We start from the raw sequence: 26,006 nt of genomic DNA on the forward strand, positions 1-26,006 counted from the left end.
CATGAAAAGGTCTTCTCTGCGACCTCTGCGGAGTCTCTGCGACCTCTGCGTTCTTCCTCTCCAACCAGCCACTACTTCGCCGTCGGCATCACGAATTCCGCGCCCTTGCCGATGCTCTCCGGCCAGCGCTGCATGATCGACTTCTGCTTGGTGTAGAAGCGCACGCCTTCCTCGCCGTAGGCGTGCATGTCGCCGAACAGGCTCTTCTTCCAGCCGCCGAAGCCGTGCCACGCCATCGGCACCGGGATGGGCACGTTCACGCCCACCATGCCGACCTGCACGCGGCGCGAGAACTCGCGGGCGGTGTTGCCGTCGCGGGTGAACAGCGAGACGCCGTTGCCGAACTCGTGGGCGTTGACCAGGTCCACCGCTTCCTTCAGGTCCTTGGCGCGCACGCAACCGAGCACCGGGCCGAAGATCTCTTCCTTGTAGATCTTCATGTCGGGCTTCACGTCGTCGAACAGCGTGCCGCCGATCCAGAAGCCGGCGTCGCAGCCCGCGCCCGCCATCGCGCCCTGGAACTTGCGGCCGTCGACCACCAGCTTCGCGCCTTCGGCCGCGCCCTGCGCGATGTAGCCGGTGATGCGCTGGTGCGCCACGTTGGTGACGATCGGGCCCATCTCCGCGTCGAGCTCGGTGCCGTTCTTCACCTTCAGCGACTTCGTGCGCTCGGCGAGCTTGTCCATGATCCTGTCGGCCGCTTCACCGACGAGGATGCCGACGGAGATGGCCATGCACCGCTCGCCGGCGGAGCCGAAGGCGGAGCCGATCAGCGCGTCCACCGCCTGGTCCATGTCCGCGTCGGGCATGACCACCATGTGGTTCTTCGCGCCGCCCAGCGCCTGCACGCGCTTGCCGTGCTTCGCGCCGGTCTCGTAGATCTTCTGCGCGATCGGCGTCGATCCGACGAAGGAGACTGCCTTGACATCCGGGTGTTCCAGCAGCGCGTCCACCGCGTCCTTGTCGCCCTGGACCACGTTGAACACGCCGTCCGGCAGCCCCGCCTCCTTCAGCAGTTCCGCCATGCGGATCGAAGGCGTCGGGTCGAGCGGGCTCGGCTTGAGGATGAAGCAGTTGCCCGCGGCGATGGCCACGGGGTACATCCACATCGGCACCATCACCGGGAAGTTGAAAGGCGTGATGCCCGCCACCACGCCCAGCGGCTGGCGCATCGTCCAGTTGTCGATGCCGGTGGAGACCTGGTCGGTGTAGTCGCCCTTGAGCAGCTGCGGGATGCCGCAGGCGAATTCCACGATGTCGATGCCGCGCGTGACCTCGCCCTGCGCGTCGGTGAACACCTTCCCGTGTTCGGCGGTGATCATGTGCGCGAGCTCGTCGCGGTGCTTGTTCAGCAGCTCGAGGAACTTGAACATGACGCGCGCGCGGCGGATCGGCGGCGTGTCGGCCCACGCGGGAAAGGCCGCCTGCGCCGAGGCGACGGCCTGCGCCACCTCGTTCGTGTTCGCGAGGGCGACGCGGCCGGTCACCTGGCCGGTGGCGGGGTTGAACACGTCACTGCGCCGGCCGCTCTGGCCGGGGACCAGGCGGCCGCCGATCCAGTGTTCGATGGAGGCCTGCGTCGCGGCCGGACGGTTCTTGTCGGGAGCGTTCATGGGGAGGTCCTTCGGAGAGGAAAGCAGTCTACCGCCAGCCCGGCGGCACCGCGACGGGCAGGGAAAGGAGGATCTGCGCCATGCCCTTGCCGAGCGGGTCGTTGCGCAGCGAAGCCATGCCGCCGCCGTCCAGCGCGTCGGTGCAGAGGAAGTTCATCGCGTGGAGGCCCGGCACGTCGTAGCGCAGCACGTCGCCCTGCACGAGGTGCCCCAGCCATTCCTTCACGCGCTCGGGCGTCAGCTGCCCGCGCAGCCAGGGCAGCCACTCGGGCCGGCGGGCGATCACGCCGATGTTGGAGTGGTTGCCCTTATCGCCGCTGCGCGCCCAGGCCAGCTGCAGGAGGGGCACCTGCGGCCAGTCCGGGCGGGGCAGCACGGCATCCACGGCCGGGACGGGTTCCGGCGGTGGCACGGGGGCCTGCCCCGTCGGCACGTCCACGGCGTGCACGGTGCCGCCGGCATGCACCTGCGGCTTCAGCAGGCCCTTGTCCACCAGAAAAGCAAACTGCCGGATGGCCGGCGAGGGGCTGGGCCGCCCGCCCGCACCGGTCGTACCGGGCGACCAGCTCGTGCCTGCCGGCGCGATTTCGCGCGCGAAGAGTTCCAGCGCTTCCTTCTGCGGGTGCATCACCGCCACCTGCAGCACGGCCTCCCGGACGTCGTGCGTGCGCGCATGGGGCCCGTAGTTGGCGACCTCCGCGCCGAGCACCTCGATGCGCGTGCGCGTGTACGGCAGCCAGCGACGCTGCGCGAACAGCTCGCGCGTGCGCGCCAAAATGGCCTCGCCCGTGCGCTGCGCCTTGCGCGCGGCGTCGAAGCCGACGATGGTGAGCTGCCCCGTGCAGCGCCAGCCGTCCATGTAGGTCGCGGACACCTTGTACTGCGGCCCCGGCGGCAGGCCGCGCGCGCCGGTGACGCGCACGCGGTGTTCGCCCAGCTGCTCGAGGCGCACGTCGGTGAAGTCGCAGGTCACGTCCGGCAGCAGGTAGCGCCGGGGATCGCCGATCTCGTACAGCACCTGCTCCGCGACGACGGCGGTGGTGACGAGCCCGCCGGTGCCGTTCCCCTTGGTCACCACGAAGCTGCCGTCGCCCTGGCACTCCACGATGGGATAGCCGATGTGCGCCCAATCCGGCACCTGTTCCCAGTCGGTGTGCAGGCCGCCGGTGGCCTGGCAGCCGCACTCGATCACGTGGCCGGCCAGGCTGCCTTGCGCGAGCCGGTCCCAGTCGTCCTCGCGCCAGCCGTAGGCGTGCATCAGCGCGCCCAGGGTCACCGCGCTGTCGACGCAGCGGCCGGTGATCACCACCTGCGCGCCGGCGGCCAGCGCATCGCGGACCGGCAGGGCGCCGAGATAGGCGTTGGCCGTGAGCAGGCGGTCCGGCAGCGGCGCGCCGCTCTGCAGCTCGCGCACGCCCTGCTCGCGCAGCTGGGGAACGAGCGCCTGCACGTCGTCGCCGGTGACCACCGCGACCTGCAGTGCAATGCCTTGTTCCGCGGCCAGGGCCTGCAGCGCCGCGGCGCAGGCCTGCGGGTTCACGCCGCCGGCGTTGCTCACCACGCGCGTGCCTTTCGCCACCACGTCGCGCAGGATGGACTTCATCGTCACCTGGACGAAGTCGGTCGCGTAGCCGAGCGACGCGTCCTTGCCGCGCGCGGCGGCCAGGAGCGACATGGTGAGTTCGGCGAGGTAGTCGAACACGAGGTAGTCGACGCCGGCCGCGACCAGTTGCGGCGCGCCCACGCTGCTGTCGCCCCAGAACCCGGAGGCGCCGCCGATGCGGATGGTGCGGTCCATGGTCAGCGGCCTTTCCATTGCGGCGCCCGCTTCTCGCGGAACGCGGCCTGGCCTTCCCGGGCGTCCTCCGTCTGCGCGAACAGGGCGATCTGGCTCTCGGTGAAGGCCATCGCCTCCTCGAACGCCATCGTCTCGATGGACTTCAGCGTGTAGAGCCCGCGCCGGATGGCGGCCGGGGACTTGTCCATGAGCCGCCGCAGCAACCCATCGACCCGGCCGTCGAGGTCCGCGTCGACGTGGTTCACCAGGCCCATGGCCAGCGCCTGCGCGCTGTCGACGGGTTCGCCCGTGAGGCACAGCTCCGCGAGGTGGCGCCGCGGCAGCAGGTGCTGCAGCACGGCGAGCACCTGCGCGGGAAAGAGGCCGACCTTCACCTCCGGCAGGCCGAAGGTCGCGTGCGGCGCGGCGACGGCGAGGTCGCACATGGCCAGCAGGCCCATGCCGCCAGCCATGCAGGCGCCGTTGACGCGGGCGACCAGCGGCACGTGGCTGGCCCGCGCCTGCCGCAGAAGCCGGGCGAAGGCGCCGGTGGGCTCGGAGAAGTCGAAGGCAAAGGACTGGCCGGACTGCAGGTCGGCGCCGGCGCAGAAGGCCTTCTCGCCGGCGCCGGTCAGCACCACGGCCCGCACGGAGCGGTCGGCCTGCGCCTCGGCGAGGGCGACGGACAGCGCCTCCAGCACGCCGGGGCTGAGGGCGTTGCGGCGCTCCTCCCTGCGGATGGTCAGCCAGAGCACGCCGTCGCGGCGCTCCACGCCCAGTTCGGGGTTGGTCGTCATCGCCCGGTCTCCTTCCGGCGCCGTTATAACCGGGCGCCGACGGCGGCCCGTTCTCCTACACGACAGGTCCAGGCTCTGCCGTTACGATCGGTGCCCCTGTCCAGCCATGACCGACGCCACGCCCCGCTTCGAACATGCGCCAGCGCCGAAAGGGCGGGCCATCCGGCTGCTGGGCGAATGGACCGCCGCGCAGTTCGCGCAGCCCCGCCTGTTCCGGGACCTGCTCCGCACGCTGCCGCGCGAGGCGGACCGCCAGTCCTGGGACCTGCGCCAGGCCGCGCAGCTGGACCACGTCGGCGCCCAGATGCTGTGGGACCACTGGGGCCAGCGCTGGCCGGAGCAGGTGGAGCTGCTCCCCGCGCAGCGGACGATCCTGGAGCGCGTGGCGCAGTTCACCCGCCGCCCCGAGCCTGCGCCGAAGCGCGGCCTCTGGGAGTGGTACCTGGCGACCGGCGCCTCCGTCCTGCGCGGCGTGGGGCATGCCAAGGACTTCATCCGCCTGATCGGGCAGCTCACCCTGGACCTGCGCGAGCTGGTGCGCGCGCCGCACCGCGCGCCCTGGCGCGATTTCTCCGGGCACCTGTACCACATCGGGGCCACCGCATTGCCGATCACGGCCCTCGTGGGCGGGCTGATCGGCGTGGTGCTGGCCTACCTCACGGCGCAGCAGCTGCGGCAGTTCGGCGCCGATGCGTACATCGTGGACATCCTGGGCATCGCGCTCGTGCGCGAGCTGGGACCGATGCTCGCGGCGATCCTCATCGCCGGCCGCTCCGGCTCGGCGATCACGGCGCAGATCGGCGTCATGCGCGTCACCGACGAACTGGACGCGATGCGCGTGATGGGCATCTCGCACACGTACCGGCTGGTGATGCCGCGGGCGATGGCGCTGTCGATCGCCATGCCCTTGATCAGCGGGTGGACGACCGTGGCCGGCCTCATCGGCGGCATGATCGCCGCGGACCTGTCGCTCGGCATCAGCGTGATGTTCTTCCTGAAGGCGCTGCCCGCGGCGGTGAGCCTGCCGAACCTGATCCTCGGCATGTCGAAGTCGGTGGTGTTCGGCATCATGATCGCCCTGATCGGCTGCCATTTCGGCCTGCGCGTGCAGCCCAACACCGAGAGCCTCGGCCAGGGCACGACGGCTTCCGTCGTGACGGCGATCACGATGGTCATCCTCGTGGATGCGCTGTTCGCGATCCTCTTCAGCAGCGTCGGGATCTGATGGCCGGCCGCGTCCTGTCCACGATCCCGGAGAACGGGCCCATGGTGGAGATCCGCCACCTGTCCTCCATCTTCAACCTGCCCGATCGCAGGATGGTGGTGCACAAGGACCTGAGCCTCACCGTGGAGCGCGGGGAGGTGATGTCCATCGTGGGCGGCTCCGGCTCCGGCAAGACGGTGCTGCTGCGGCAGATCCTCGGCCTGGAGCGCCCCGCGGCCGGCGAGGTGCGCATCCTCGGCCAGCCCGTGGCCTCGCTCTCGCGCCATGGCGCGTCCGCGCGCGTCGGCATGCTGTTCCAGCATGGCGCGCTGTTCTCGGCCTTCACGGTGCTGGAGAACGTGGCCTTCCCGCTGCGCGAGCTCAAGACCCTGCCGCCGCGCCTGATCGAGGAAGCGGCGATGGTCAAGCTGCAGATGGTGGGCCTGAAGCCGACCGACGCGAAGAAGATGCCGTCCGAACTCTCGGGCGGCATGATCAAGCGAGCGGCCCTCGCGCGGGCGCTGATCATGGACCCGCCGCTGCTGCTGCTGGACGAGCCGACGGCCGGCCTGGACCCGGACAGCTCCGACGGTTTCGTGCGCCTGCTGCGCTCCCTGCACCACGACCTCGCCCTGACGGTGGTGATGGTCACGCACGACCTCGATACGCTGTTCGAGCTGTCCACGCGCATCGCCGTGATCGCCGAGCAGCGCGTGATCGTGGCCGCCCGCCCGCGGGAGGTGATCGCCTACCGCCATCCCTTCATCGAGGATTTCTTCCTGGGCGAGCGGGGGCAGCGCGCGATGGAACTGCTGCGCGAATATCCCTTCGCCATCTGAGAACGAGGAAAGGATCAGGACCACCATGGAAAACAAGGCCCATGCCCTGGCTGCCGGCATCTTCGTCGCGCTGCTCAGCGCGCTGGTGCTGGCGCTCGCCGCCTGGCTCACGCGCGAGACGGGCGTGCGCGACGTGTACGAGATCTCGACCAAGGAAACCGTCACCGGCCTGCAGGAGCAGGCGCCCGTGCGCTTCCGCGGCGTGGACGTCGGCAAGGTGACGCGCATCGGCTTCGATCCCAAGGTGACCGGCGCCGTGCTGGTGCGCATGGAGGTCGACCGCGACACGCCGCTGACCACGGACACCTTCGCGACGCTCAGCTACCAGGGCGTGACGGGCCTCGCCTTCGTCCAGCTCTCGGACAACGGCAAGCCCGCCCCCAAGCTCGCACCGAACGACGAAGTGCCGCCCCGCATCCCGCTGCATCCCGGCCTGCTCGCGCGGCTGGAGGAAAAGGGCGAGGTGATCCTGGAACAGGTGGAGGAAGTGACCCGGCGCGTGAACACCCTGCTGGGCGACCCGAACCAGAAGCGCATGGCCAGCGCGCTGGAGAACATCAGCCAGGCCGCGGCGGGGACGCAGAAGCTGGTGACCAGCGTGGACGCGACGGTGCGGCAGCGGCTGGATCCGGCGCTGGACCAGCTGACGGTCACCGTGCGCGGCGCGCAGCGCACCATCGACCAGATCGGCGGCACCGCCGCCGAATTCCGCCAGACCGCGCAGCGGCTGAACGCGCCCGGGGGGCCGATCGACCGGGTGTCCGAAGGCACCGACGCCCTCGCGCAGACCATGGAGACCTTCAGTGCCGGCACCCTGCCGCGCCTGAACCGCGTCGCGGACGAGACCACGCGCACGGTGCGCACCCTCAACCGCGCGATCAACGACCTGACGGAGAATCCGCAGATGCTGATCTACGGCGAAGGGCCGGTGCTGCCCGGCCCCGGCGAACCCGGTTTCCGCAGCGGAGCGCGGCGATGAAGCGGCGCGTGCTGCTGGCAGCTCTCGGCGCCGCCGGGCTGGCGGGGTGCAGCGCCTTGCCCGAGAAACCGACGCGCCAGACGATGTACGACTTCGGCCCGCCGCCTGCCGCGGAGGGCACGGACGGCGTGAACCGGGCCGCGCTGGTGCTGCCGGAAGTGGAAGCCGAAGGCATCCTCGAGACGACGGCGCTGCTGTACCGGCTCGGCTACGAAGATCCCTTCCAGCTGCGGCCCTACGCCTTCGCGCGCTGGAGCGCGCCGCCGCCGCAGCTGCTGCGGCAACGCCTGCGCGAGGTGCTGGGGCGCGACCGCGCGGTGCTGGACTCCGCCGCCGCCGCGGCGCTGGTGCGGCGCGGCGCGGACCGCCCGCCCGTGCTGCGCGTGGAACTGGAGGAGTTCAGCCAGCTGTTCGATGCGCCGGCCACCAGCCGGGGCATGCTGCGCCTGCGCTGCACCCTGCTGGAAGCGCGCGGTGGGGGCGAACGGCTCGTGGCGCAGCGTGCCTTCGCGGTGGAGCGTCCCGCTCCCAGCGCGGATGCGCCGGGCGGCGTGCGGGCGCTGACCGCCGCCGTCGACGCCGCGGCGCTGGACATCGCGCGCTGGCTGCAGCAGCGCTGACCGGCCATGGCCACCGCCAGCACCGAAGACCAGATCCGCGCCGTGGGGCTCGAGGTCACGGGCTGCTGCGAGCGCCTGTCGAAATGGCCGGGGCTGCTGGAGCAGAGCGCGGTGCTGGAGGACTTCACCCCCGAGGAGGCGGACGTGCTGGGCGCGCTCATGCTGCACGTGCGCGCGAACCCGGGCCAGATGCTCATCACCGAAGGCAATGTCGACGACTGGATGATGCTGCTGCTGCGCGGCACGGTGGACGTGGGCAAGCGCATCGGCCCGGAGGCCGAACGCGAGGTGCGCGGCGACAACACGCGGCTGGCGGTGCTGCGCCCGGGCTCCGTGCTCGGCGAGATGTCCATGTTCGACGGCGAACCGCGCTACGCGAGCTGCTGGGCGCTGAGCGAGGTGGAGGCGGCGGTGCTCGATCGCGCGGCCGTCGCGCGGCTGATCAAGTCGCGCCCGGAGATCGGCGCCAAGCTGCTGGTGAAGCTCACGCAGCTGCTCGCCCAGCGATTGCGCAACACCAGCAGCCAGCTGGTGAAGGTGCTGCGGCACCAGACGACTACCTAGGAGACCGACATGTTCCACGCCCTGGTCCTCGAGAAGGAACCCGCATTCCGCGCGGAGGTGCGCTCCGTCGACGACGGCTTCCTGCCGGAAGGTGACGTCACGGTCGCCGTCGACTACTCGACGCTCAACTACAAGGACGCACTGGCGATCACCAACAAGTCGCCGGTCGTCCGCAGCTGGCCCATGGTGGCCGGCATCGACGGCGCCGGCACCGTGCTGGAAAGCAGTGCGCCCGGCTGGAAGGCCGGCGATCCCTTCGTGCTGAACGGCTTCGGCGTCGGCGAGGTGCACAAGGGCTGCCTCGCGGGCAAGGCGCGGCTGAAGTCGCAGTGGCTGGTGCGGCGGCCGTCCGCGTTCAGCGCGCGGCAGGCGATGGCGATCGGCACGGCGGGCTACACGGCCATGCTGTGCGCGATGGCGCTGGAGCGGCACGGCCTGCGGCCCGGCGACGGCGAGGTGCTCGTGACGGGCGCGACCGGGGGCGTGGGCTCCGTCGCCGTCGCGGTGCTCGCGCAGACGGGACACAAGGTGGTGGCGGCCACCGGCAAGGCCGCCGAGGCGGATTACCTGAAGGCGCTGGGTGCGTCGGCCATCATCGACCGCAACGAACTCTCCGCGCCAGGCAAGCCGCTGCAGAAGGAACGCTGGGCCGGCGTGGTGGACGCGGTGGGCAGCCACACGCTTGCCAACGCGTGCGCGCAGGTGCGCTATGGCGGCGCCGTCGCCGCCTGCGGCCTCGCGCAAGGCATGGACTTTCCGTCCAGCGTCGCGCCCTTCATCCTGCGCGGCGTGGCGCTGCTCGGCGTCGACAGCGTGATGGCGCCGATGCACCTGCGCGAGCAGGCGTGGCACCGGCTCGCACGCGACCTGGACCCGAAGCTGCTGGAGACGATGACGACGGAGATCGGGCTGGGCGAAGCGGTCGACGCGGCGCAGAAGCTGATGGCGGGGCAGGTGCGGGGGAGGATCGTGGTGAGGACGGGCTGAAACGCTGGGGTGCACTTCGTGCAACCCAGCCTACGTGCACTTCGTGCAACCCGGCCTACGTGGACTTCGTGCAACCCGGCCTACGTGGACTTCGTGCAACCCGGCGCCCGTAGGCTGGGTTGCGCCGCAGGCGCACCCCAGCATCGGCCTCAACCCTGCGCGCGGTACTCCCGCACCGCCTCGACCGTCGTACACAGCAACCCGTTCCTCCGCGCGAACGCGGCGATCTCTTCCCCACGCGCCATCGTCCCGTCCGGGTTCATGAGCTCGCACAGCACGCCTGCCGGCTCGCACCCCGCCAGCGCCGCGAGGTCCACGGCTGCTTCCGTGTGGCCCTGCCGTTCCAGCACCCCGCCCGGCTTCGCGACCAGCGGGAACACGTGCCCCGGGCTGACGATCTCGCTGTGTTCCAGCGTGCTGCGCAGCGCGCACTGGATGGTCTGCACGCGATCGGCGGCCGATACGCCGGTCGTGATGCCGAACGCCGCCTCGATGGACTGCGTGAACGCCGTCGCGTAGCGCGAGCGGTTCACCTCCACCATCGGCCGCAGCTTCAGCGCGCTGGCGCGCTCCGGGCGGATGCACAGGCACACGATGCCGCTGCCTTCGCGGATCAGCATGGCCATGGTGGCGGGAGAGATGCGGTCGGCGGCGACGATGAGGTCGGCCTCGTTCTCGCGGTCGGCATCGTCGAGGACGAGCACGGGTTCGCCGGCGGCGATGCGCGCCAGCACGTCGGGCACGGGACTCAGCGCGATCGCGCCGTCGATGAGGGTGGCAGTGGTCATGAAACGCTCCTGTCGGTTGAACAAAGGCGCTCCAAGGCGGCAAGAACGCGCGGGCCGGCCCTCGCGGGCGGCCGTGCGCGTGCACGCGCCACCCTGCGGCGGCGCGCATCTTCTTCCATCCGGACTGTGACCGTCGGCCCCGGCATTCGACCGGGTCTGCTGACCTCCGCGGCGTGGCTGCGGAGCGCTCGCGGGCTCGCGGCTTGCGCCGCCTACCGCCGGTGGGGACTTCCACCCCGCCCTGAAGACGCACGCATCTTAGGAGAGGACGAACATCCTTGCTGCCGGCGCAGTCACCGGCGCGTCAGGCCCTATAGTCGGTGCAATGGGGAGAAGCGCACCAACCGCCGCGCGCGGCAAGCGGCACCTGTTCGCGCGGCATGCGGCCGTGGCGCACCGGCGCGCGAGCCGGCTCGACCCCACGCTGCACGCGCTGCTCTGGTCCGCCGCCTCGGGCCTGCTGTTCGTGCTGCTCAACTCGCTGATGCGCGGGCTGTCGATCGCGCTGGATCCCTTCCAGACGCAGTTCCTGCGCTACCTGATGGGGCTGGCGGTGATGCTGCCCTTCATCGCGCGCAGCGGCTTCGCTGCCTACAAGCCGCACAACACGCTGGGCCAGTTCACGCGCGGCGGCGTGCACACCATCGGCCTGTGCATCTGGTTCACCGCCATCCCGCACATCAGCATCGCGGACACCACCGCCATCGGCTTCACGGGCCCGATCTTCATCATGCTGGGCGCGGTGCTGGTGTTCAAGGAGCCGATGCGCTGGGAGCGCTGGCTGGCCGCGGGGCTGGGCTTCGGCGGCGTACTGATCGTGGTGGCGCCCAAGCTCACGGGCAGCGGCGGCCTGTACAACCTGGTGATGCTCGCGTCCGCGCCCGTGTTCGCGGCGTCCTTCCTCATGACGAAGGCGCTCACGCGCTACGAGCGCACCGAGGTGATCGTCGTGTGGCAGGCCATCACGGTCACCCTGTTCTCGTTCCCCCTGGCGCTGCTGCACTGGCAGTGGCCGAGCGCCGGGCAGTGGCTGCTGTTCCTGCTGTGCGGCCTGCTGGGAAGCGCGGGGCACTACTGCCTGACCAGCTCCTATGCGGCGGCGGACATCTCGGCGACGCAGTCGGTCAAGTTCCTGGACCTGGTGTGGGCGACGCTGATCGGCTGGCTGGTGTTCGCGGATGCGCCGAGCCGGTCGACGCTGATCGGGGGACTGGTGATCTGCGGGTCGACGATCTGGATCGCGCGGCGGGAGGCGCGGGGGCCGAAGGGGTAGGTCCTTCGGTGGGGTTCGCGTTCGCTCACCGTCCGGCGCTGGCGCGCCGCCACCCTACAGGGGGCCCGGCGCTTATGTAGGGTGGCGCGGCGAATGCCGCGGAAGGTGAGCGAACGCGAACCCCACCGAAGGGCGTTTCAATTCAGCACGTTCGCGATCCCCGCCGCCACATGCCCCGCCGGCACGTGCAGCGCCGCATGCGCCACGTGCCGCGTCTGGTCGTCGAAGAAGAAATCCGGCTCGAACTCGCGCAGGAACTCGCCCTTGGGCAGCCCCCCGAGGAACATCGCCTCGTCCACGTCGATCTTCCAGTCCATCAGCGTGCGGATCGCACGCTCGTGCGCCGGCGCGCTGCGGGCCGTGACCAGCGCCGTGCGGATGCGCATGCGCGCATTGCCCGCGTTCTGCAGGCGGTGCAGCGCTGCGAGCAGCGGCTTGAAGGGCCCGCCCGGCAAGGGCTGCGTGGCCTTGCTCAGCTCGTGCTCCTGGAAGGCCTCCAGCCCACGCGCCTGGAACACCTGCTCGGCCTCGTCGGAGAACAGCACCGCGTCGCCGTCGAAGGCGATGCGCACTTCGTTCGGGTAGTTGTCGTGGGCCAGCACCGATTCGGTCAGCACCCGCGCGGCGGGGAAGCCCGCCGCCAGCGCGCCGCGCACGTCGTCTTCGTTGGCGGAGAGGAACAGCGTGGCCTTCAGCGGCCGCAGGTAGCCGAAGGGCGAGCGGCCCTGCGTGAACACGCCGCGCTGCAACTGGATGTCGTTGGCCTTGGCGGAGCGGAACACCCGCATGCCGGAAACCGGGTCGTTGCGCGAGAGCACGACCACTTCCACGCGCTGCGCGCTCGCGTCGTTGAAGGCCAGCAGCTTCTTGACCAGCGAAAAGGCGATGCCGGGCGCCGCCGGCACGTCCAGGCGCTGCAGCTGCAGCCGCATGTACCCGTCGGCGTCCCCGCTCTCGAACACCCGGTTCTCCTCCTCGAAATCGAAGAGGGCCCGCGAGGAGATCGCGACCACCAGCTTGTCGTCCAGGGACATCGCAGCCATGCGCCTATCGTACCCACTGGTTGAGCTGGATGATAGGGAGCAGCACCGCCAGCACGATCAGCATCACGACCAGGCCCATGCCGACGATCAGCAGGGGCTCCAGCAGCGTCGCGAGCTGCAGCGCGCGGCGCTGCACTTCCGCGGACAGCTGGTTGGCGGCCCGCTGCAGCATCGCCGGCAGCTGGCCGGTCTGCTCGCCCAGGCGCGCGAACATGCCCAGCAGCCCGGGAAAGCGCTTCTTCTGCGCCAGGGCCGTCGCGAGCGGCGCGCCTTCGCGCACCAGCACCAGCGCGTCCAGCGCATCGGCCCGCATGGCGCGGTTGCCGAGGGTCTCGGCGGCGGCCTGCAAGGCTTTCAGGATCGGGACGCCGGCACCGGCGAGCATGGCCAGCGTGCCGGCGAAGCGCGCCGCGTTGTAGCCGCGCGAAAGGCGGCCCACCAGGGGCAGCGTGAGCCAGCCCGCGTCGAAGCGCTGGCGGAACGCCTCGTTGCGCAGCGACAGGCGCAGCGCGGCGAACGCGGCGCCCAGCGCCACCAGCACCAGCAGGCCCCAGCTGCGGACGAAGGCACTCAGGCCCAGCATGATCGTCGTGAGCAGCGGCAGCGCGCGCTTGGTGCCGGCGAAGACGTTCGCCACCTGCGGCACCACGTAGGTCATGAGCAGCAGCACGATCGCGATCGCGGCGACCGTCACGATGGCCGGGTACAGCGTGGCGGCGAGCAGCTTGGCGTTGAGGGCCTGCCGTTCCTCCAGGTCGTCGGCCAGGCGTTCCAGCACGGCGCCGAGGTGGCCGCTCTGTTCGCCGGCGCCGACCACCGCGATGTAGATCTCGGAGAACTCGCGCGGGAAGCGGCCCAGCGCCTTGGCAAACGAGGAGCCGGCGTTCACCTCGGCCCGCAAGGCCGCGACGAGGTGGTGCTGCTGCTGGTTGTCGGCTTCGTCGGCCAGCGCGGTGAGGGCGCGCTCCAGCGTGAGGCCGGAGGCGACCAGGCCGGCGAGCTGCCGCGTCCAGATGGCCAGGCCGGTGGAGCCGAACACGGCCCGGCGGAAGAGGTCGCGCTGCGCGAGCCCGCCACCCGACTCGGACGCCGCCACGGGGCGCACCTCCAGCGGCACCAGCGCGCGGTTGCGCAACAACCCGCGCGCCGCCCTGGCGGTGTCGGCCTCGATCACGCCCTTCTGGGTCGTGCCCTCCGCGTCCAGGGCCTCGAATGCATATGCCGGCATGCGCGGATCATAAGTGGACGGCAGCCGGGAGCCCGCGGCGGCGGCCTACAAGGCGTCGCGCGCGGCTGCGTCAGCATGGCGGTGTTGAACACAGGGAGACCCGCCATGCCGAACCCGCCGGGCACCGAGCCCGACCGCATCGACCTGCAGGATGCATCCGCCCTCGAGGCCTGGGCGAAGCGCCTGGACGCCACGCCGGAACAGCTGCGCGAGGCCGTGCAGGCCGTGGGCGACAAGGTCGCCGACGTGGAGATGCACCTGAAGGGGTCGCGCAGCAGCAGCAACTCCGAGCGGGTGCACGAACTCGGCGGCTGAGCCGCGATGAGGATCGTCCTGGGGGCGTTCGCCGTCGTGCAGGGCGTGATGGCGGCGCTGTTCGCCATCGCCGCCGTGGTGCTGATGGCGGCGGCGGCGCGCGTGGGCTGGGACGCGGTGTCCGCCGGACTGCACATGTCCGCGGCCCAGGAAGTCATCGACGCCGTGGGCCTGCTCGCCGCCGCGGTGGTCGCCCTGCAGATCGCGCAGACCATCGCGGAAGAGGAGGTGATCCGCGAGGTGCACGTGAGCGCCCCCACGCGCGTGCGCCGCTTCCTCTCCCGCTTCCTCGTCGTGCTGGTCGTCGCGCTCGTGATCGAAGGGCTGGTGGCGACGATCAAGGCCTTGCACGAGGACATGACGCAGCTGCTGCACGCCTCGCTTCTCATCGTCTCCTCCGCGGCCCTGCTCGCGGGCTGGGGCGTGTTCGTGCGCCTGAACCGCTCCGCCGAGGAACTGGAGCCCGAGGCGATGGAGCAGGCCAAGGAGGAGGACGAGAAGCTGGAGTAGCAGGCGCTACGATGGGCGGATGAGCGTGCACCTGCCCACGGCCCTGTCCGGTTGCGTGCTGCGGCCCTGGCGCCCGGCGGACCGGCCCAACCTGCTGCGCCTCGCGGACAACCGCCGCGTGTGGCGCAACATGACGCACACCTTCCCGCATCCGTACACCGACGCGGACGCGGACCTCTGGCTCGAGATCGCGGCCAACCCGGGTGCCAGCCTTCAGCTCGCGGTCGACTGCGAGGGCGAAGCCGTCGGAGGCATCGGCGCGATCGCGGGAGAGGGTATCCAGGTCGCGACGGCGCGCTTCGGCTACTGGCTCGGCGAACCCTTCTGGGGACGCGGCATCGCCACGGCGGCCGCGACGGCGCTGGCCGACCACATCGAACGCGAACGCCTCTTCGCCCGCCTGGAAGCGCAGGTCTTCGCATGGAACCCGGCTTCGATGCGCGTGCTGGAGAAGGCCGGCTTCACGCGCGAGGCGGTGCTGCGTTGCTCCGCCACCAAGGACGGCAGGCTGATCGACACCGTGCTCTACGCGCGCGTGTTTCCGGAGACCTGACCACGCAGGCGCGGGCGCAGCGACAAGGCCGTATCGCGCTCGATCATCACCGGCTGCACGTTCGCCTGCCACCGCCTGCGCCAGTCCGTCGGCGCGTGTCGGCCACAATCCGCCGGATGTCCCGTTCGTTCTTCGGCCTGGCGCTGGTGCTGGGCCTCATTTCCGCCGTCGGTCCCTTCGCCATCGACATGTACCTGCCCGCCCTGCCGCGCATCGGCCAGGCGCTGGGCGGCTCGCCGGGTGCCGTGCAGGCGTCGCTGATCGCGTTCTTCATCGCGCTGGGGCTCGGCCAGGTCGTGTACGGGCCGGTGTCGGACATGGTCGGCCGCAAGCGGCCCTTGTACTTCGGCCTGGTCCTGTTCGGCATCGCCAGCGTCGGCTGCGCGCTCGCGCCCGACATCGGCACGCTGATCGCCTGGCGCTTCGTGCAGGGGCTCGGTGCGTGCGCGGGCATGGTCGTGCCGCGGGCGGTCGTGCGCGACCTGCACACGGGCACGGAGGCGGCGCGCCTGATGTCGCTGCTGATGCTGGTGTTCAGCGTCTCGCCCATCCTCGCGCCGCTCACGGGCAGCCTGCTGATCGACGCCTTCGGCTGGCGTGCCGTGTTCTGGGCGGTGGCCGCGACCGCGGTGTTCTCGCTGGTGCTGCTGGCCACCAGCCTGCACGAGACGCGGGCGCCGGAAGAGCGCGTGGGCAGCAACCTGCGCAGCGCGCTGCAGGGCTACGGGATCCTGCTGGCCGACCGCCACTTCCTGGGGCTCTCGCTGATCGGCGGCTTCGGCGTCGCGAGCTTCTTCGCCTACCTCGCCAATTCGTCCTTCGTGCTGATCGACCACTACGGCCTCACGCCGCGGCAGTACAGCATCGCGTTCGCGGCGAATGCGGCGTCTTTCATCGGCGTCTCGCAACTCACCGCCCGCCTCGGCCAGCGCTTCGGCCTGGCCGCGATGGTGAAGGTGGCGGCGACGGCCTATGCCATCGTGATGCTGCTCGCCGCGGGGCTGCAGCTCGCGGGCGTGGACAGCCTGGCGGTGATGCTCGCGCTGCTCTTCCTCGGCTACGGTGCGCTGGGGCTCGTCGTGCCCGCGAGCATGGTGCTCTCGATGGAGGCGCACGGCAGCATCGCCGGCACCGCGTCGGCGCTCGGCGGGACGCTGCACTTCGTCTGCGGCATCCTGGTCATGGCGCTGCTGACGCCGTTCGCGAACGGCGCGCCGGTGCCCATGCTGGTGGGCATCGCGGCGAGCGCGGCGCTCGCCTGCGTGCTGACCTGGGGCACCTTGCGGCGCCCCGCGCTCACATCTGCCGCAGCCTGAAGCGCTGCAGCTTGCCGGTCTCGGTGCGCGGCAGGGCGGGGACGAACTCGACCTCGCGCGGGTACTTGTAGGGAGCGATGGTGGCCTTCACGTGGTCCTGCAGCGCCTTCACCAGCGCGGCGTCGCCCTGGTGGCCCGGCCGCAGCACGCAGAAGGCCTTGACGATCATGCCGCGCTCCTCGTCGGGCTTGCCGATCACGCCGCACTCGGCCACGGCGGGATGCTTCAGCAGCGCGTCCTCGACTTCGGGCCCACCGACGTTGTAGCCGGCGGTGATGATCATGTCGTCGGCGCGCGACTGGTAGAAGAAGTAGCCATCCGCGTCCTGCGAGAACGCGTCGCCGGGGTAGTTCCAGCCGTCCTGCACGTAGTTCGCCTGGCGCGCGTCGTCCATGTACTTGCAGCCGGTCGGGCCCATCACGGCGAGCTTGCCGATGGTGCCGCGCGGGACCTCGCGGCCTTCGTCGTCGACCACGCGTGCCGTGTAGCCCGGCACCACCTTGCCGATCGCGCCGCGCCGCACGTCGGCGCCCGCCGCGGAAATGAAGATGTGGAACATCTCGGTGGCGCCGATGCCGTCGACCATCTCGTTGCCCGTCGCTTCCTTCCACAGCTGGCGGGTGGCGTCCGGCAGGCCTTCGCCGGCGCTCACGCTGATGCGCAGCTTGCCGATGCCCTGCTCGCGCGCGAACGGTGCCGCCTGGCGATAGAACGTCGGTGCGGTGTAGCAGATCGTCGCGCCCACCTCGCGGATGGTGCGCACCAGCCCCTCGGGCGTGTACGGGCCGTCCGGGTAGTAGACGGAGGCGCCCGCCCACATGGGGAACACCAGCAGGCCCCCGAGGCCGAAGGTGAAGGCGAGCGGGGGCGAACCCACCACGATGTCCTCGGGCGTCGCGCGCAGCACGTGCCGCGGCCAGGCCTCGCACGCGGCCAGCACGTCGCGGTGCGTGTGCACGGCGGCCTTGGGCTTGCCGGTGGTGCCGGAGGTGAAGGCGAGCAGGGCGATGTCGTCCGCCGCCGTGGGGCAGGCGTCGAAGCCGGGCTCCTTGCGCGCCGCGCGTGCCTCCAGCGACGCCGGGTCGGCCGGCGCATGGAAGGGGACGATGGTCTTCAGCACCGGCCGCTCGGCGCGCGCCAGCTCCAGCTCCTGCAGCAGCCGCGCGTCGCACAGCGCGATCGTGGGCTGCGCCTTGTCGATGATGTCGCCCAGCTCGCGCGCGCGCAGCAAGGGCATGGTGGCGACGGCGATGCCGCCCGCCTTCACGACGGCCAGCCAGGCCAGCGCCATGACGACGGAATTGCCGCCGCGCAGCAGCACGCGGTTGCCGGGGACCAGGCCCAGGTCTTCCACCAGCAGGCGGCAGCAGCGGTCGACCTGCTCGCGGGCCTGCGCGTACGTGAGCACGCCCTCGCGCGAGCGCAGCATGGGCCGGTCGGCCCAGCCCTTCTCGCCGGCGCGGTCCAGCAGTTCCGCGACGGCGTTCAGCTGCGGGCCGAACTGCAGCTCCGGCAGGTCGTAGCGCAGTTGCGGCCACTGGCTGCGGGGCGGCAGGCGGTCGTGGACGAAGCGGTCGACCTGGGCGGACGTGACGGGGGCTTTCATGCGGCGGACTCCTGGCGGGGCTGGGTGGCGTGGTCCTTCACCTTGCCCAGCAGCTTGTGCAGGGTGGCGATCTCCTTGTCGCTGAGGCCGGCAAAGGCATCCACGATCCAGGCTTCGTGCTGGTGGGCCATGTCGTTGAACTGGCGGCGCCCCTTGGGGGTGAGGCGCACGCGGTAGGCGCGGCGGTCGCCCTCGACCTCGATGCGCTCGACCAGCCCTTCGGACACGAGCTGGTCGGTGATGCCGGTGACGTTGCCGCCCGTGACCATCATCCGGCGCGAGAGCTCGTTCATCTTCAGGCCGTCGGGCGCGCGCTCGAGCTGGGCCATCAGGTCGAAGCGGGGCAAGGTCGTGTCGAAGCGTTCGCGCAGCTGGGTGCGGACCTGCTTCTCGACGATCTGGGTGCAGGTGAGGAGGCGCAGCCACAGGCGCAAGGCCTCCGGGTGCTCGCTGTGGGCGCGGGCTTCGATGTCCATGGACGTCCTTTGACTCGGTCTAAATAGTTTAGGCTTGAACTAATGCGTCCGCAACTGGTACCTTCCCGGCGCCGGAAGAGCCACCGTCCTACAGCCCTGCTGTTGACGCGGACTCCGGCGGCTGGCAAGAATCCGCGGATGGAACCCCTCCTCAAGAAGCTCGAGACCCAACTCGCGGCGCTTCCGGTCAAGGTGGCGCTGGACCTGCCGGGCGGGCGCCGCCTGGGCGCTGGAGACGCGGCCCTGCGCCTGTCGTTCCAGGACTGGTCGGGGCTGGCCACGCTGGCCGCCGGCCAGATCGGCAAGGTGGGCGAGGACTACGTCGAGGAGCGTGTGGGCATCGAGGGTTCCATGCGCGACCTCATGATCGCCGCGGCCGCCATGCTGCCGGGCAGCCCGGTCGCGAGCGACACGAGCTGGTGGACGCAGGCGCTGCGCCGCGCGAAATCGCTGAAGTCGCATACGCCGCAGAAGGACTCGGAACAGATCCGCTTCCACTACGACATCTCCGACGACTTCTACGCGCTGTGGCTGGACCCGCGGCGCGTCTACTCCTGCGCCTACTACCGGGATCCGGCCATGTCCCTGGCGCAGGCGCAGGAAGCGAAGCTGGATCACATCTGCCGCAAGCTGATGCTGCGCCCCGGCGAGCGCTTCCTGGACATCGGCGCGGGCTGGGGCGGGCTGCTGCTGTGGGCCGCCGAGCACTACGGCGTGAACGCCACCGGCATCACGCTCTCCCACAACCAGCATGCGCACGTGAACCGGTTGATCGAGCAGAAGGGACTCAAGGCCCGGGTGCAGATGCTGCTGCTCGACTACCGCGAGTTGCCGGAGGACGCGCCGTACGACAAGATCGCCTCGGTGGGGATGTTCGAGCACGTGGGCCAGGTGAACATGCCGGCCTACTTCGGCAAGATCCATCGGCTGCTCACCCCGGGCGGCCTGGTCATGAACCACGGCATCACGGCGGGCAGCGTGGATTCGGGACAGCTCGGGGCCGGCATGGGCGACTTCATCGGCAAGTACATCTTCCCGGGCGGCGAGCTGCTGCACCCCAGCCTCGTGCTGCGCGACCTCGCGATGGGCGGGCTGGAAATGGTGGACACCGAGAACCTGCGGCCGCACTATGCGCGTACCCTGTGGGCCTGGTCGGATGCGCTGGAGTCGCGCCTCGAGGAAGCGAGAGCGGTCCTGCGCAAGAGCCACGGCGAGGCCGGCTCCGGCCGCGTGCTGCGCGCGTACCGGCTCTACCTGGCCGGCACGGCGATGAGCTTCGAGCGCGGCTGGATCGCGCTGCACCAGATCCTGGCCACGCGCCCCGATGGCAACATGCACACCGGCACCTTGCCGGGCGCACAGTCCGTCTATCCCTTCAACCGCGACTACATTTACCGCTGATGCTCTACAAGTTCAAATCCAAGGCCGCGGGCGACCTGATCATGCTGGAGCCGAACGGCCGGCGCGTGCTGGAGATCATCGGCAAGGATGCGGGGCCCCAGGGCATCATCCTGCCCGAGGAGATGCCCGGCGCGATCGCGAAGCTGGACGACGCGATCGCGCGGGAAGAGGCCGAGCACCAGGCCGCCATCGACGACGCGAAGGCCAAGGGGCAGGTGCCCCCGAAGTTCGATGCCGTGTCGTTGCGCCAGCGGGCCGTGCCTTTCATCGACATGCTCAAGCGCTGCGAGAAGGCGGGGAAAGAGGTGGTGTGGGGGGTGTGAAGCCGTCGATCGCTGGGGTGCGCTTCGCGCAACCCAGCCTACCAGGTTCGCATCGGCCGTAGGCTGGGTTGCGCGCAGCGCACCCCAGCACCCCCTCAATCCACCTTCGCGCCCGACGCCTTCACCACGGGCGCCCACTTCTTCAGCTCCCGGTCGATCAGCTGCGCGAACTGCGCCGGCGTGTTGCCGCTGGGGATGGCGCCTTGCGCCAGCAGCCGCTCCTTCATCGCGGGGGTGGCCAGCGCCTTGGCCGTCTCCTGCTGCACGCGGTTGACGATCTCCATCGGCGTGCCCGCGGGCGCGAGCAGGCCGAACCAGGAACTCGCCTCGAAGCCCTTGAGCGACGGGCCGCCGGCTTCTTCCACCGTGGGCACGTCGGGCAGCGCCTGCGAGCGCGTGGAGCTCGTGACGGCCAGCGCCTTCAGCTTGCCGGACTTGATGTGCGACATCGCCGAAGGGAGGTTGTCGAACATCACGTCCATGTCGCCCGACATCAGGCTGAAGAGCGCGGGGTTGGAGCCCTGGAAGGGGAAGTGCGTCATGTACGTGCCGCTCATGGTCTTGAACAGCTCGCCCGCGAGGTGGATCGACGTGCCGTTGCCGCTCGAGGCCATGTTCAGCTTGCCGGGGTTGGCCTTGGCGTACTTGATGAAGTCCTGCACGGTGTTGATGTGGCGCTCGCGGGCCTTGTCCGCATTGACGACCATCACGTTCGGCACGCCCGCCACCAGCGTGATCGGCTGGAAGTCCTTCTGCGGGTCGTAAGGCATCTTCGCGTACAGCGACTTGTTGATCGACTGCGTGCCCACGGTTCCCATCAGCAGCGTGTAGCCGTCCGGTGCCGCCTTCGCGACGAGGTCCGCGCCGATGTTGCCGCCGGCGCCCGGCTTGTTGTCGACGACGAAGGACTGGCCGAGGGACTTCGTGAGTTCCTGCGCGACGGCGCGCGCCAGGATGTCGGTGGTGCCGCCGGCCGCGAAGGGCACGACGATGCGCACGGGCTTGGCGGGCCACGCGCCCTGCGCGAAGGAGGCGAGCGGTGCCAGGGAGGCGAGGGCGAGCACGGATGCCGACGCGAGCAGGCGGCGGCGGGAGGAAGAGCGGGTCAAGGGAAGGTCTCCAGCGTTGTTCGTTGCGCGGGGATGATGCCAAAAAAAAAGCCGCCCCACGGGGCGGCTCCTGTCGCGTGGGGAAACGCGAACCTTATTCCACGTAGACGCCCGCGGCCTTGATCAGCGGGCTCCACTTGTTGATCTCGGACTGCACGAACTTCTTGTGCTCGGCGGGGCTCGTGCGGTTGTCGTTCACGACCACGGCGCCCAGGCCTTCCTCGCGCTTCACGAAGTCGGGATCCTTCAGCGCGACCTTCAGCGCGTCGTTCAGCTTCTTGAGGACGGCCGGCGGCGTGCCCTTGGGCGCGTACAGGCCGTGGAAGATGGAGACGTTGAAGTCCTTCATGCCCAGTTCCTGCATGGTGGGCACGTCCTTCAGCGCGGGGATCGCCAGGCGCTTCGGGGTGCTGACCGCGAACACCTTCACCTTCTTGCCTTCGATGGCCGAAGTGGTGTTGGTGGTCTGGTCACACATCAGGTCGATCTGGCCGCCCATGAGGTCGGTCATGGCGGGGGCGGTGCCCTTGTAGGGCACGGCGGTCATGTCCACGCCCATGGCGTGCTGGAACAGCATGCCGCACAGGTGCGAAGCGGAGCCGACGCCGGCGTTGCCGAGGTTGATCTTGCCCTTGTTCGCCTGGATCCAGGCGGTGAGCTCCTTGAAGTTGTTCGCCGGCAGCCCGGGCTTGCCGATGATCGTCATCGGCACGTCGTTGATCAGGCCCAGGTACTCGAAGTCGCTCTCCACCTTGAAGGGGATGTTGCGCACCAGCGTGGGCATGGTCGCCATGCCGATGTGGTGGACCAGCAGCGTGTAGCCATCGGGCTGGGCCTTGGCCACCTTGTTGGCGCCGATGGAGCCGCCGGCGCCGGCGGCGTTGTCAACGATCACGGTCTGGCCCAGGGGCTTGCGCAGCGCCTCGGCCAGGTCGCGCGCGACCTTGTCGGTCGGGCCGCCGGCCGTGAAGGGCACGATGATCGTGACGGGCTTGGCGGGGTAGTCCTGCGCGGCGGCGGACAGGGAGGCGGCGGCGAGCGCCAGCGGGAGCAGGGTGCTGAGAAACTTCTTCATTGGGGTCTCCAGGGGAAAACCGGGGGATCATACGGACCCGGCCGGGATCGTGCAGCCCGGGCGTGGCCAGGCACTGTCCTGGATCAACGGATGAGGCGCCCGGCGGTGGACCCGCGCAACACTTTCTTTACTTGTAGCTGCGCGCGTCCTCGATGACCTTGCCGTCGTTGGGCAGGCTGCCGGGGGCGAGCACCTCGACGTCCGCCCGCAGCTTCGTCACGTCGCGCACGGCCTCGCCGACGCGTGCGTCCAGGCCCTGCGACGGCGAGGACGCCTCCACCTTCAGCGTCATCACGTCGTTGGCCATCTCGCCGCTGACGACCAGCCGCGCCTTGACGATTTCCGGGAAACGGCGCGCGATGTCCGCCACCTGCCCCGGGTGCACGAACATGCCGCGGATCTTGGTGGTCTGGTCGGCGCGGCCCAGCCAGCCGCGGATGCGCATGTTGGTCCGGCCGGTGGGGTCCTCGCCGGGCAGCACGGCGGAGAGGTCGCCCGTGCCGAAGCGGATGAGGGGGTAGGCGGGGTTGAAGGTGGTGACCACCACCTCGCCCACCTCTCCGGGCGCGACGGGGTCGCCGGTGCCCGGGCGCACGATCTCCACCAGCACGCCTTCGTCGACCACCATGCCCTGGCGCGCCCTGGTCTCGTAGGCGATGAGGCCCAGGTCCGCCGTGGCGTAGCTCTGGTAGACGTCCATGCCGCGTTCGGCGAACCAGTCGCGCAGGCTGGGCGGGAAGGCCTCGCCGCCCACGAGACCCTTGCGCAGGCTGGTCACGTCGGTGCCGGTCTCCGCGGCCTTCTCCAGCAGGATGCGCAGGAAGCTGGGCGTGCCCGTGTACGCGGTCGGGCGCAGGGCTGTGATCGCCTCGAGCTGCTGTTCCGTCTGGCCGACGCCGGCGGGGAAGATGGAGCAGCCGACCGCGTGCGCGGCGGACTCGAAGATGAAGGCGCCCGGCGTCATGTGGTAGCTGAACGCGTTGTGCACCAGGTCCCCGGCCCGGAAGCCCGCGGCGAAGAGCGAGCGGCCGCAGCGCCAGTAGTCGCGCGTGCCGCCCTCGGGCTCGAAGATGGGCCCGGGCGAGGCGAAGACGTGCGGCATCGCCGGCCCGCGCACGAGCGCGCTGAACCCGCCGAAAGGGTCCTGCGCGCGGCGGGCCTTCTGCCGCTCCAGCAGCTCGCCCTTGCGCGTGACCGGCAGCCTGGCGAGCGCCTCGCGCGAGGTCACCTTCTCGGCGTCGATGCCGGCGAGGATCTCGGCGAAGGCCGGGGTGTTGCGCTGCGCGTGGTGCACCTGGCCCGGCAGCGCCGCGAGCAGCTGCGCCTCGCGTTGCGGGGCCGGGCGCGTCTCGAGCGCATCGAAGAATTCCTGGTCCATGTCTCCCCCTCCCCGCGTCTCACGCCAACCAGCGCTTGCGGCGCTTGTAGCTTTTCACTTCGCGGAAGCTCTTGCGCTGGCCGCCGCCGACGCCCAGGTAGAACTCCTTGACGTCCTCGTTGGTCGCGAGCTCCGAGGCGGGCCCGTCCATGACGATGCGGCCGCTTTCCATGATGTAGCCGTAGCCCGCGTACTTCAGCGCCATGTTCGTGTTCTGCTCCGCGAGCAGGAAGGTCACCTTCTCGCGGGTGTTGAGGTCCTTCACGATCTCGAACACTTCCTCCACGATCTGCGGCGCCAGGCCCATGGACGGCTCGTCCAGCAGCACGAGGCTGGGGCTCGCCATCAGCGCGCGGCCGATCGCGCACATCTGCTGCTCGCCGCCCGAGGTGTACGCAGCCTGCGACTCGCGCCGCTGCTTCAGGCGCGGGAAGTACGCGTAGACCTTCTCGAGGTTGGCCGCGATCTCGCCCTTGCTGCTGCGCGTGTAGGCGCCGGTGAGCAGGTTCTCCTCGATGGTCAGGTGGGCGAAGCAGTGCCGGCCCTCCATCACCTGCACCACGCCACGCTGCACGAGGTCCGCGGGCGTGAGGTTCTCGATGCGCTCGCCGCGCAGCTCGATGGAGCCCTTGGTCACCTCGCCGCGCTCGCCCTTCAGCAGGTTGGACACGGCGCGCAGCGTCGTCGTCTTGCCCGCGCCATTGCCCCCGAGCAGCGCCACGATCGCGCCCTCGGGCACCTGCAGCGACACGCCCTTGAGCACGAGGATGACGTGGTTGTAGATGACTTCGATGCCGTTGACGTTGAGGATGGGAGTCATGGAGAGGGGCTAGAGGTTAGGGGCTAGGGACTAGGGAAGAAGGCGCGGGGCTGTTTCCCCAGCCCCTAGGCCCTAGCCCCTAGTCCCTCGTTCTTACGACTGGCAGTCCGAGACCGGGCGGCGTTCGAGCTTCTTGTCCGCCAGGTACTTGTCCGCCCCCGCCTTCACCATCGGCTTGATGATCTGTTCGTCCGCCTGGTACCAGTCGCTGGAGAACTTCCACTGCTTGCCGTCCCACGTGTGGATGCGCGCCCAGGTGGAGCCCATGTGGTCGGTGCACGAGGTGCTGATCGGGCGCAGCACGCCGCCGAAGCCCATCGCGTCCAGCTTCTTCTGGTCCAGCGCCAGGTTCTCCAGGCCCCAGCGCACCTGGTCGGGCGTCATCACCTTGCCCTTGCCGAAGCGCTCCTGCGCGCGGCGCACGGCCTCGACGCCGAGCATCTGGATGATCACGCCGCGGGTGTAGAGCACCGAGCCGACCTCGTCGCGAGGACCGGTGCCCTGGCCCTTGTCGTGCACGTGCTTCAGGATGTCCTGGATCACCTTGGGCTGCTGGCCCGAGGTGTTGAGCGCGAGCGCGTTGTAGCCCTTCGCGCCGTCACCCACGTCCTTCACGTCGGGTTCCGCGCCCGACCACCACACGCCGTACATCTTCTCGCGCGGATAGCCCGTGGCCTGCGCTTCCTTCAGCGCGGTGGAGTTCATCACGCCCCAGCCCCAGAGCAGCACGTAGTCGGGACGCTGCTGGCGCACCTGCAGCCACGCGGACTTCTGCTCCACGCCGGGCGCGGTCACGGGGATCAGCTCCAGGTTGAAGCCGTGCATCCTCGCGCGTTCCTGCAGCAGCGGGATCGGCTCCTTGCCGAAAGGCGAGTCGTGGTAGACGAGGGCGATCTTCTTGCCCTTGAGCTTGTCCCAGCCGCCATTGGTCTTGGCCAGGTGCTGCAGGATGATGTCGGCGCCCGTCCAGTAGCTGCCCATGATGGGGAAGTTCCACTTGAACGCGGTGCCGTCCTGCGCCACCGACAAGCCGTAGCCCAGCGTGATCAGCGGGATCTTGTCGTTGGCCACCTTCTCGGTGAGCGCGAAGGTGATGCCGGTGGCCTGCGGGTCGAACAGCGTCACGCCGGGGCGCGTCTTCAGGCGCTCGTAGCATTCCACGCCCTTGTCGGTGGCGTAGCCGGTCTCGCACTCCTCGAAGGTGAGCTTCACGCCGTTGATGCCGCCGTCGCGGGCGTTGATCATCTTCAGGTAGTCCTGCTTCCCGTTCGCCCAGGGCGTGCCGTTCGGGGCGTAAGGGCCCGTGCGGTAGGACAGCAGCGGGAAGAACTGCTCCTTCGCCTGCGCAAAGGCGCCCGCGGCGGCGGCCCCGAGCAGGGCGGCGGCGAAAACCGAACGTAACTTCATGGCGT

The 26,006-nt window shown here is 70.2% G+C and carries 26 protein-coding genes and 1 riboswitch; of the genes, 13 read left to right on the forward strand and 13 right to left on the reverse strand.

The window, feature by feature from the left end:
- Positions 1–71: 71 nt before the first annotated feature.
- The 3 genes from H8N03_RS08275 to H8N03_RS08285 are packed head-to-tail and all read right to left on the reverse strand — an operon-like array spanning position 72 to position 4,187.
- Entirely contained in the window at positions 72–1,613 is a 1,542-nt protein-coding gene (locus H8N03_RS08275; protein ID WP_187075675.1) for a CoA-acylating methylmalonate-semialdehyde dehydrogenase, read from the reverse strand.
- 28 nt (positions 1,614–1,641) lie between these two features.
- Entirely contained in the window at positions 1,642–3,411 is a 1,770-nt protein-coding gene (locus H8N03_RS08280) for an acyclic terpene utilization AtuA family protein (RefSeq protein WP_187075676.1), read from the reverse strand.
- 2 nt (positions 3,412–3,413) lie between these two features.
- Entirely contained in the window at positions 3,414–4,187 is a 774-nt protein-coding gene (locus tag H8N03_RS08285; RefSeq protein ID WP_187075677.1) for an enoyl-CoA hydratase/isomerase family protein, read from the reverse strand.
- A 106-nt stretch (positions 4,188–4,293) separates the two neighbouring features.
- Between H8N03_RS08285 and H8N03_RS08290 the strand changes: the two genes are divergently transcribed.
- Genes H8N03_RS08290 through acuI form a run of 6 tightly spaced genes read left to right on the forward strand, consistent with a single transcriptional unit; the run spans position 4,294 to position 9,380 of the window.
- Positions 4,294–5,412 carry an MlaE family ABC transporter permease gene (locus H8N03_RS08290; protein ID WP_187075678.1) on the forward strand — a complete coding sequence of 373 codons (1,119 nt, stop codon included), beginning with the start codon at positions 4,294–4,296 and terminating at the stop codon, positions 5,410–5,412.
- Positions 5,412–6,230, forward strand: a complete 819-nt coding sequence (locus H8N03_RS08295; RefSeq protein ID WP_187075679.1) for an ABC transporter ATP-binding protein — start codon at positions 5,412–5,414, stop codon at positions 6,228–6,230. The genes H8N03_RS08290 and H8N03_RS08295 overlap by 1 nt, the downstream gene beginning before the upstream one ends.
- Before the next feature lie 25 nt (positions 6,231–6,255).
- Positions 6,256–7,209, forward strand: coding sequence for an MlaD family protein (locus H8N03_RS08300; protein ID WP_187075680.1), 954 nt, complete (start codon positions 6,256–6,258; stop codon positions 7,207–7,209).
- On the forward strand, positions 7,206–7,829 hold the full coding sequence (locus H8N03_RS08305) for an ABC-type transport auxiliary lipoprotein family protein (RefSeq protein WP_187075681.1): 624 nt from the start codon (positions 7,206–7,208) through the stop codon (positions 7,827–7,829). The genes H8N03_RS08300 and H8N03_RS08305 overlap by 4 nt, the downstream gene beginning before the upstream one ends.
- A 6-nt stretch (positions 7,830–7,835) precedes the next feature.
- Positions 7,836–8,393: a Crp/Fnr family transcriptional regulator gene (locus H8N03_RS08310; protein WP_187075682.1), complete on the forward strand. Its 558-nt coding sequence runs from the start codon at positions 7,836–7,838 to the stop codon at positions 8,391–8,393.
- Between the two features lie 9 nt (positions 8,394–8,402).
- Positions 8,403–9,380, forward strand: coding sequence for an acrylyl-CoA reductase (NADPH) (acuI, locus tag H8N03_RS08315; RefSeq protein ID WP_187075683.1), 978 nt, complete (start codon positions 8,403–8,405; stop codon positions 9,378–9,380).
- A gap of 149 nt (positions 9,381–9,529) precedes the next feature.
- Here the strand turns inward: acuI and ribB are convergent, their stop codons facing one another.
- A complete protein-coding gene (gene ribB, locus H8N03_RS08320) occupies positions 9,530–10,168 on the reverse strand; it encodes a 3,4-dihydroxy-2-butanone-4-phosphate synthase (protein ID WP_187075684.1) in 639 nt (212 codons plus the stop codon).
- 103 nt (positions 10,169–10,271) lie between these two features.
- Positions 10,272–10,421: riboswitch (FMN riboswitch) on the reverse strand.
- Between the two features lie 72 nt (positions 10,422–10,493).
- Here ribB and H8N03_RS08325 point away from each other — a divergent pair.
- Positions 10,494–11,441, forward strand: a complete 948-nt coding sequence (locus H8N03_RS08325; protein WP_187075685.1) for a DMT family transporter — start codon at positions 10,494–10,496, stop codon at positions 11,439–11,441.
- A 137-nt stretch (positions 11,442–11,578) separates the two neighbouring features.
- On the opposite strand, the gene H8N03_RS08330 is transcribed toward H8N03_RS08325, so the two are convergent.
- The gene (locus tag H8N03_RS08330) at positions 11,579–12,484 is read right to left on the reverse strand and encodes a 5'-nucleotidase (protein ID WP_187075686.1); all 906 of its coding nucleotides are present in this window, start codon (positions 12,482–12,484) and stop codon (positions 11,579–11,581) included.
- 4 nt (positions 12,485–12,488) lie between these two features.
- On the reverse strand, positions 12,489–13,712 hold the full coding sequence (gspF, locus tag H8N03_RS08335; protein WP_187075687.1) for a type II secretion system inner membrane protein GspF: 1,224 nt from the start codon (positions 13,710–13,712) through the stop codon (positions 12,489–12,491).
- A 105-nt stretch (positions 13,713–13,817) separates the two neighbouring features.
- Here gspF and H8N03_RS08340 point away from each other — a divergent pair, with 105 nt between their 5' ends.
- The 4 genes from H8N03_RS08340 (at position 13,818) to H8N03_RS08355 (ending at position 16,406) form a co-directional block, all read left to right on the forward strand.
- Entirely contained in the window at positions 13,818–14,027 is a 210-nt protein-coding gene (locus H8N03_RS08340) for a DUF3606 domain-containing protein (RefSeq protein ID WP_187075688.1), read from the forward strand.
- Positions 14,028–14,033: 6 nt separating this feature from the next.
- Positions 14,034–14,537 carry a hypothetical protein gene (locus H8N03_RS08345; RefSeq protein WP_187075689.1) on the forward strand — a complete coding sequence of 168 codons (504 nt, stop codon included), beginning with the start codon at positions 14,034–14,036 and terminating at the stop codon, positions 14,535–14,537.
- 19 nt (positions 14,538–14,556) lie between these two features.
- Entirely contained in the window at positions 14,557–15,090 is a 534-nt protein-coding gene (locus H8N03_RS08350; protein ID WP_187075690.1) for a GNAT family N-acetyltransferase, read from the forward strand.
- Positions 15,091–15,206: 116 nt separating this feature from the next.
- Positions 15,207–16,406, forward strand: coding sequence for a multidrug effflux MFS transporter (locus tag H8N03_RS08355; protein ID WP_187075691.1), 1,200 nt, complete (start codon positions 15,207–15,209; stop codon positions 16,404–16,406).
- On the opposite strand, the gene H8N03_RS08360 is transcribed toward H8N03_RS08355, so the two are convergent.
- On the reverse strand, positions 16,387–18,012 hold the full coding sequence (locus H8N03_RS08360; protein WP_187075692.1) for an AMP-binding protein: 1,626 nt from the start codon (positions 18,010–18,012) through the stop codon (positions 16,387–16,389). The genes H8N03_RS08355 and H8N03_RS08360 overlap by 20 nt on opposite strands.
- A complete protein-coding gene (locus H8N03_RS08365; protein ID WP_187075693.1) occupies positions 18,009–18,488 on the reverse strand; it encodes a MarR family winged helix-turn-helix transcriptional regulator in 480 nt (159 codons plus the stop codon). The genes H8N03_RS08360 and H8N03_RS08365 overlap by 4 nt, the downstream gene beginning before the upstream one ends.
- A 138-nt stretch (positions 18,489–18,626) precedes the next feature.
- Here H8N03_RS08365 and H8N03_RS08370 point away from each other — a divergent pair, with 138 nt between their 5' ends.
- Together H8N03_RS08370 and H8N03_RS08375 are read left to right on the forward strand one after the other, a co-directional pair.
- Positions 18,627–19,889, forward strand: coding sequence for a class I SAM-dependent methyltransferase (locus H8N03_RS08370; RefSeq protein ID WP_187075694.1), 1,263 nt, complete (start codon positions 18,627–18,629; stop codon positions 19,887–19,889).
- Positions 19,889–20,212, forward strand: coding sequence for a DUF1840 domain-containing protein (locus tag H8N03_RS08375; RefSeq protein ID WP_187075695.1), 324 nt, complete (start codon positions 19,889–19,891; stop codon positions 20,210–20,212). Before H8N03_RS08370 ends, H8N03_RS08375 begins: the two co-directional genes overlap by 1 nt.
- A 95-nt stretch (positions 20,213–20,307) precedes the next feature.
- On the opposite strand, the gene H8N03_RS08380 is transcribed toward H8N03_RS08375, so the two are convergent.
- The 5 genes from H8N03_RS08380 to H8N03_RS08400 all read right to left on the reverse strand — a co-directional run bounded on the left by H8N03_RS08380 (position 20,308) and on the right by H8N03_RS08400 (position 26,001).
- Entirely contained in the window at positions 20,308–21,321 is a 1,014-nt protein-coding gene (locus H8N03_RS08380; RefSeq protein ID WP_187075696.1) for a Bug family tripartite tricarboxylate transporter substrate binding protein, read from the reverse strand.
- Between the two features lie 94 nt (positions 21,322–21,415).
- A complete protein-coding gene (locus H8N03_RS08385) occupies positions 21,416–22,396 on the reverse strand; it encodes a tripartite tricarboxylate transporter substrate-binding protein (RefSeq protein WP_187075697.1) in 981 nt (326 codons plus the stop codon).
- Positions 22,397–22,523: 127 nt separating this feature from the next.
- Positions 22,524–23,774, reverse strand: coding sequence for a phenylacetate--CoA ligase family protein (locus H8N03_RS08390; RefSeq protein ID WP_187075698.1), 1,251 nt, complete (start codon positions 23,772–23,774; stop codon positions 22,524–22,526).
- A 19-nt stretch (positions 23,775–23,793) separates the two neighbouring features.
- Positions 23,794–24,594, reverse strand: a complete 801-nt coding sequence (locus tag H8N03_RS08395; RefSeq protein ID WP_187075699.1) for an ABC transporter ATP-binding protein — start codon at positions 24,592–24,594, stop codon at positions 23,794–23,796.
- 93 nt (positions 24,595–24,687) lie between these two features.
- A complete protein-coding gene (locus tag H8N03_RS08400; RefSeq protein WP_187075700.1) occupies positions 24,688–26,001 on the reverse strand; it encodes an ABC transporter substrate-binding protein in 1,314 nt (437 codons plus the stop codon).
- Positions 26,002–26,006: the final 5 nt, after the last annotated feature.

The organism is Ramlibacter cellulosilyticus (genome assembly GCF_014297465.1).
In the GTDB taxonomy this organism is placed as follows: domain Bacteria; phylum Pseudomonadota; class Gammaproteobacteria; order Burkholderiales; family Burkholderiaceae_C; genus Ramlibacter; species Ramlibacter cellulosilyticus.

Excerpts from the sequence above, each read along its gene's own strand:
- H8N03_RS08275 (WP_187075675.1), bottom strand. The coding sequence starts at position 1,613 with ATGAACGCTCCCGACAAGAACCGTCCGGCCGCGACGCAGGCCTCCATC.
- H8N03_RS08280 (WP_187075676.1), bottom strand. The coding sequence starts at position 3,411 with ATGGACCGCACCATCCGCATCGGCGGCGCCTCCGGGTTCTGGGGCGAC.
- H8N03_RS08285 (WP_187075677.1), bottom strand. The coding sequence starts at position 4,187 with ATGACGACCAACCCCGAACTGGGCGTGGAGCGCCGCGACGGCGTGCTC.
- H8N03_RS08290 (WP_187075678.1), top strand. The coding sequence starts at position 4,294 with ATGACCGACGCCACGCCCCGCTTCGAACATGCGCCAGCGCCGAAAGGG.
- H8N03_RS08295 (WP_187075679.1), top strand. The coding sequence starts at position 5,412 with ATGGCCGGCCGCGTCCTGTCCACGATCCCGGAGAACGGGCCCATGGTG.
- H8N03_RS08300 (WP_187075680.1), top strand. The coding sequence starts at position 6,256 with ATGGAAAACAAGGCCCATGCCCTGGCTGCCGGCATCTTCGTCGCGCTG.
- H8N03_RS08305 (WP_187075681.1), top strand. The coding sequence starts at position 7,206 with ATGAAGCGGCGCGTGCTGCTGGCAGCTCTCGGCGCCGCCGGGCTGGCG.
- H8N03_RS08310 (WP_187075682.1), top strand. The coding sequence starts at position 7,836 with ATGGCCACCGCCAGCACCGAAGACCAGATCCGCGCCGTGGGGCTCGAG.
- acuI (WP_187075683.1), top strand. The coding sequence starts at position 8,403 with ATGTTCCACGCCCTGGTCCTCGAGAAGGAACCCGCATTCCGCGCGGAG.
- ribB (WP_187075684.1), bottom strand. The coding sequence starts at position 10,168 with ATGACCACTGCCACCCTCATCGACGGCGCGATCGCGCTGAGTCCCGTG.
- H8N03_RS08325 (WP_187075685.1), top strand. The coding sequence starts at position 10,494 with ATGGGGAGAAGCGCACCAACCGCCGCGCGCGGCAAGCGGCACCTGTTC.
- H8N03_RS08330 (WP_187075686.1), bottom strand. The coding sequence starts at position 12,484 with ATGGCTGCGATGTCCCTGGACGACAAGCTGGTGGTCGCGATCTCCTCG.
- gspF (WP_187075687.1), bottom strand. The coding sequence starts at position 13,712 with ATGCCGGCATATGCATTCGAGGCCCTGGACGCGGAGGGCACGACCCAG.
- H8N03_RS08340 (WP_187075688.1), top strand. The coding sequence starts at position 13,818 with ATGCCGAACCCGCCGGGCACCGAGCCCGACCGCATCGACCTGCAGGAT.
- H8N03_RS08345 (WP_187075689.1), top strand. The coding sequence starts at position 14,034 with ATGAGGATCGTCCTGGGGGCGTTCGCCGTCGTGCAGGGCGTGATGGCG.
- H8N03_RS08350 (WP_187075690.1), top strand. The coding sequence starts at position 14,557 with ATGAGCGTGCACCTGCCCACGGCCCTGTCCGGTTGCGTGCTGCGGCCC.
- H8N03_RS08355 (WP_187075691.1), top strand. The coding sequence starts at position 15,207 with ATGTCCCGTTCGTTCTTCGGCCTGGCGCTGGTGCTGGGCCTCATTTCC.
- H8N03_RS08360 (WP_187075692.1), bottom strand. The coding sequence starts at position 18,012 with ATGAAAGCCCCCGTCACGTCCGCCCAGGTCGACCGCTTCGTCCACGAC.
- H8N03_RS08365 (WP_187075693.1), bottom strand. The coding sequence starts at position 18,488 with ATGGACATCGAAGCCCGCGCCCACAGCGAGCACCCGGAGGCCTTGCGC.
- H8N03_RS08370 (WP_187075694.1), top strand. The coding sequence starts at position 18,627 with ATGGAACCCCTCCTCAAGAAGCTCGAGACCCAACTCGCGGCGCTTCCG.
- H8N03_RS08375 (WP_187075695.1), top strand. The coding sequence starts at position 19,889 with ATGCTCTACAAGTTCAAATCCAAGGCCGCGGGCGACCTGATCATGCTG.
- H8N03_RS08385 (WP_187075697.1), bottom strand. The coding sequence starts at position 22,396 with ATGAAGAAGTTTCTCAGCACCCTGCTCCCGCTGGCGCTCGCCGCCGCC.
- H8N03_RS08390 (WP_187075698.1), bottom strand. The coding sequence starts at position 23,774 with ATGGACCAGGAATTCTTCGATGCGCTCGAGACGCGCCCGGCCCCGCAA.
- H8N03_RS08395 (WP_187075699.1), bottom strand. The coding sequence starts at position 24,594 with ATGACTCCCATCCTCAACGTCAACGGCATCGAAGTCATCTACAACCAC.
- H8N03_RS08400 (WP_187075700.1), bottom strand. The coding sequence starts at position 26,001 with ATGAAGTTACGTTCGGTTTTCGCCGCCGCCCTGCTCGGGGCCGCCGCC.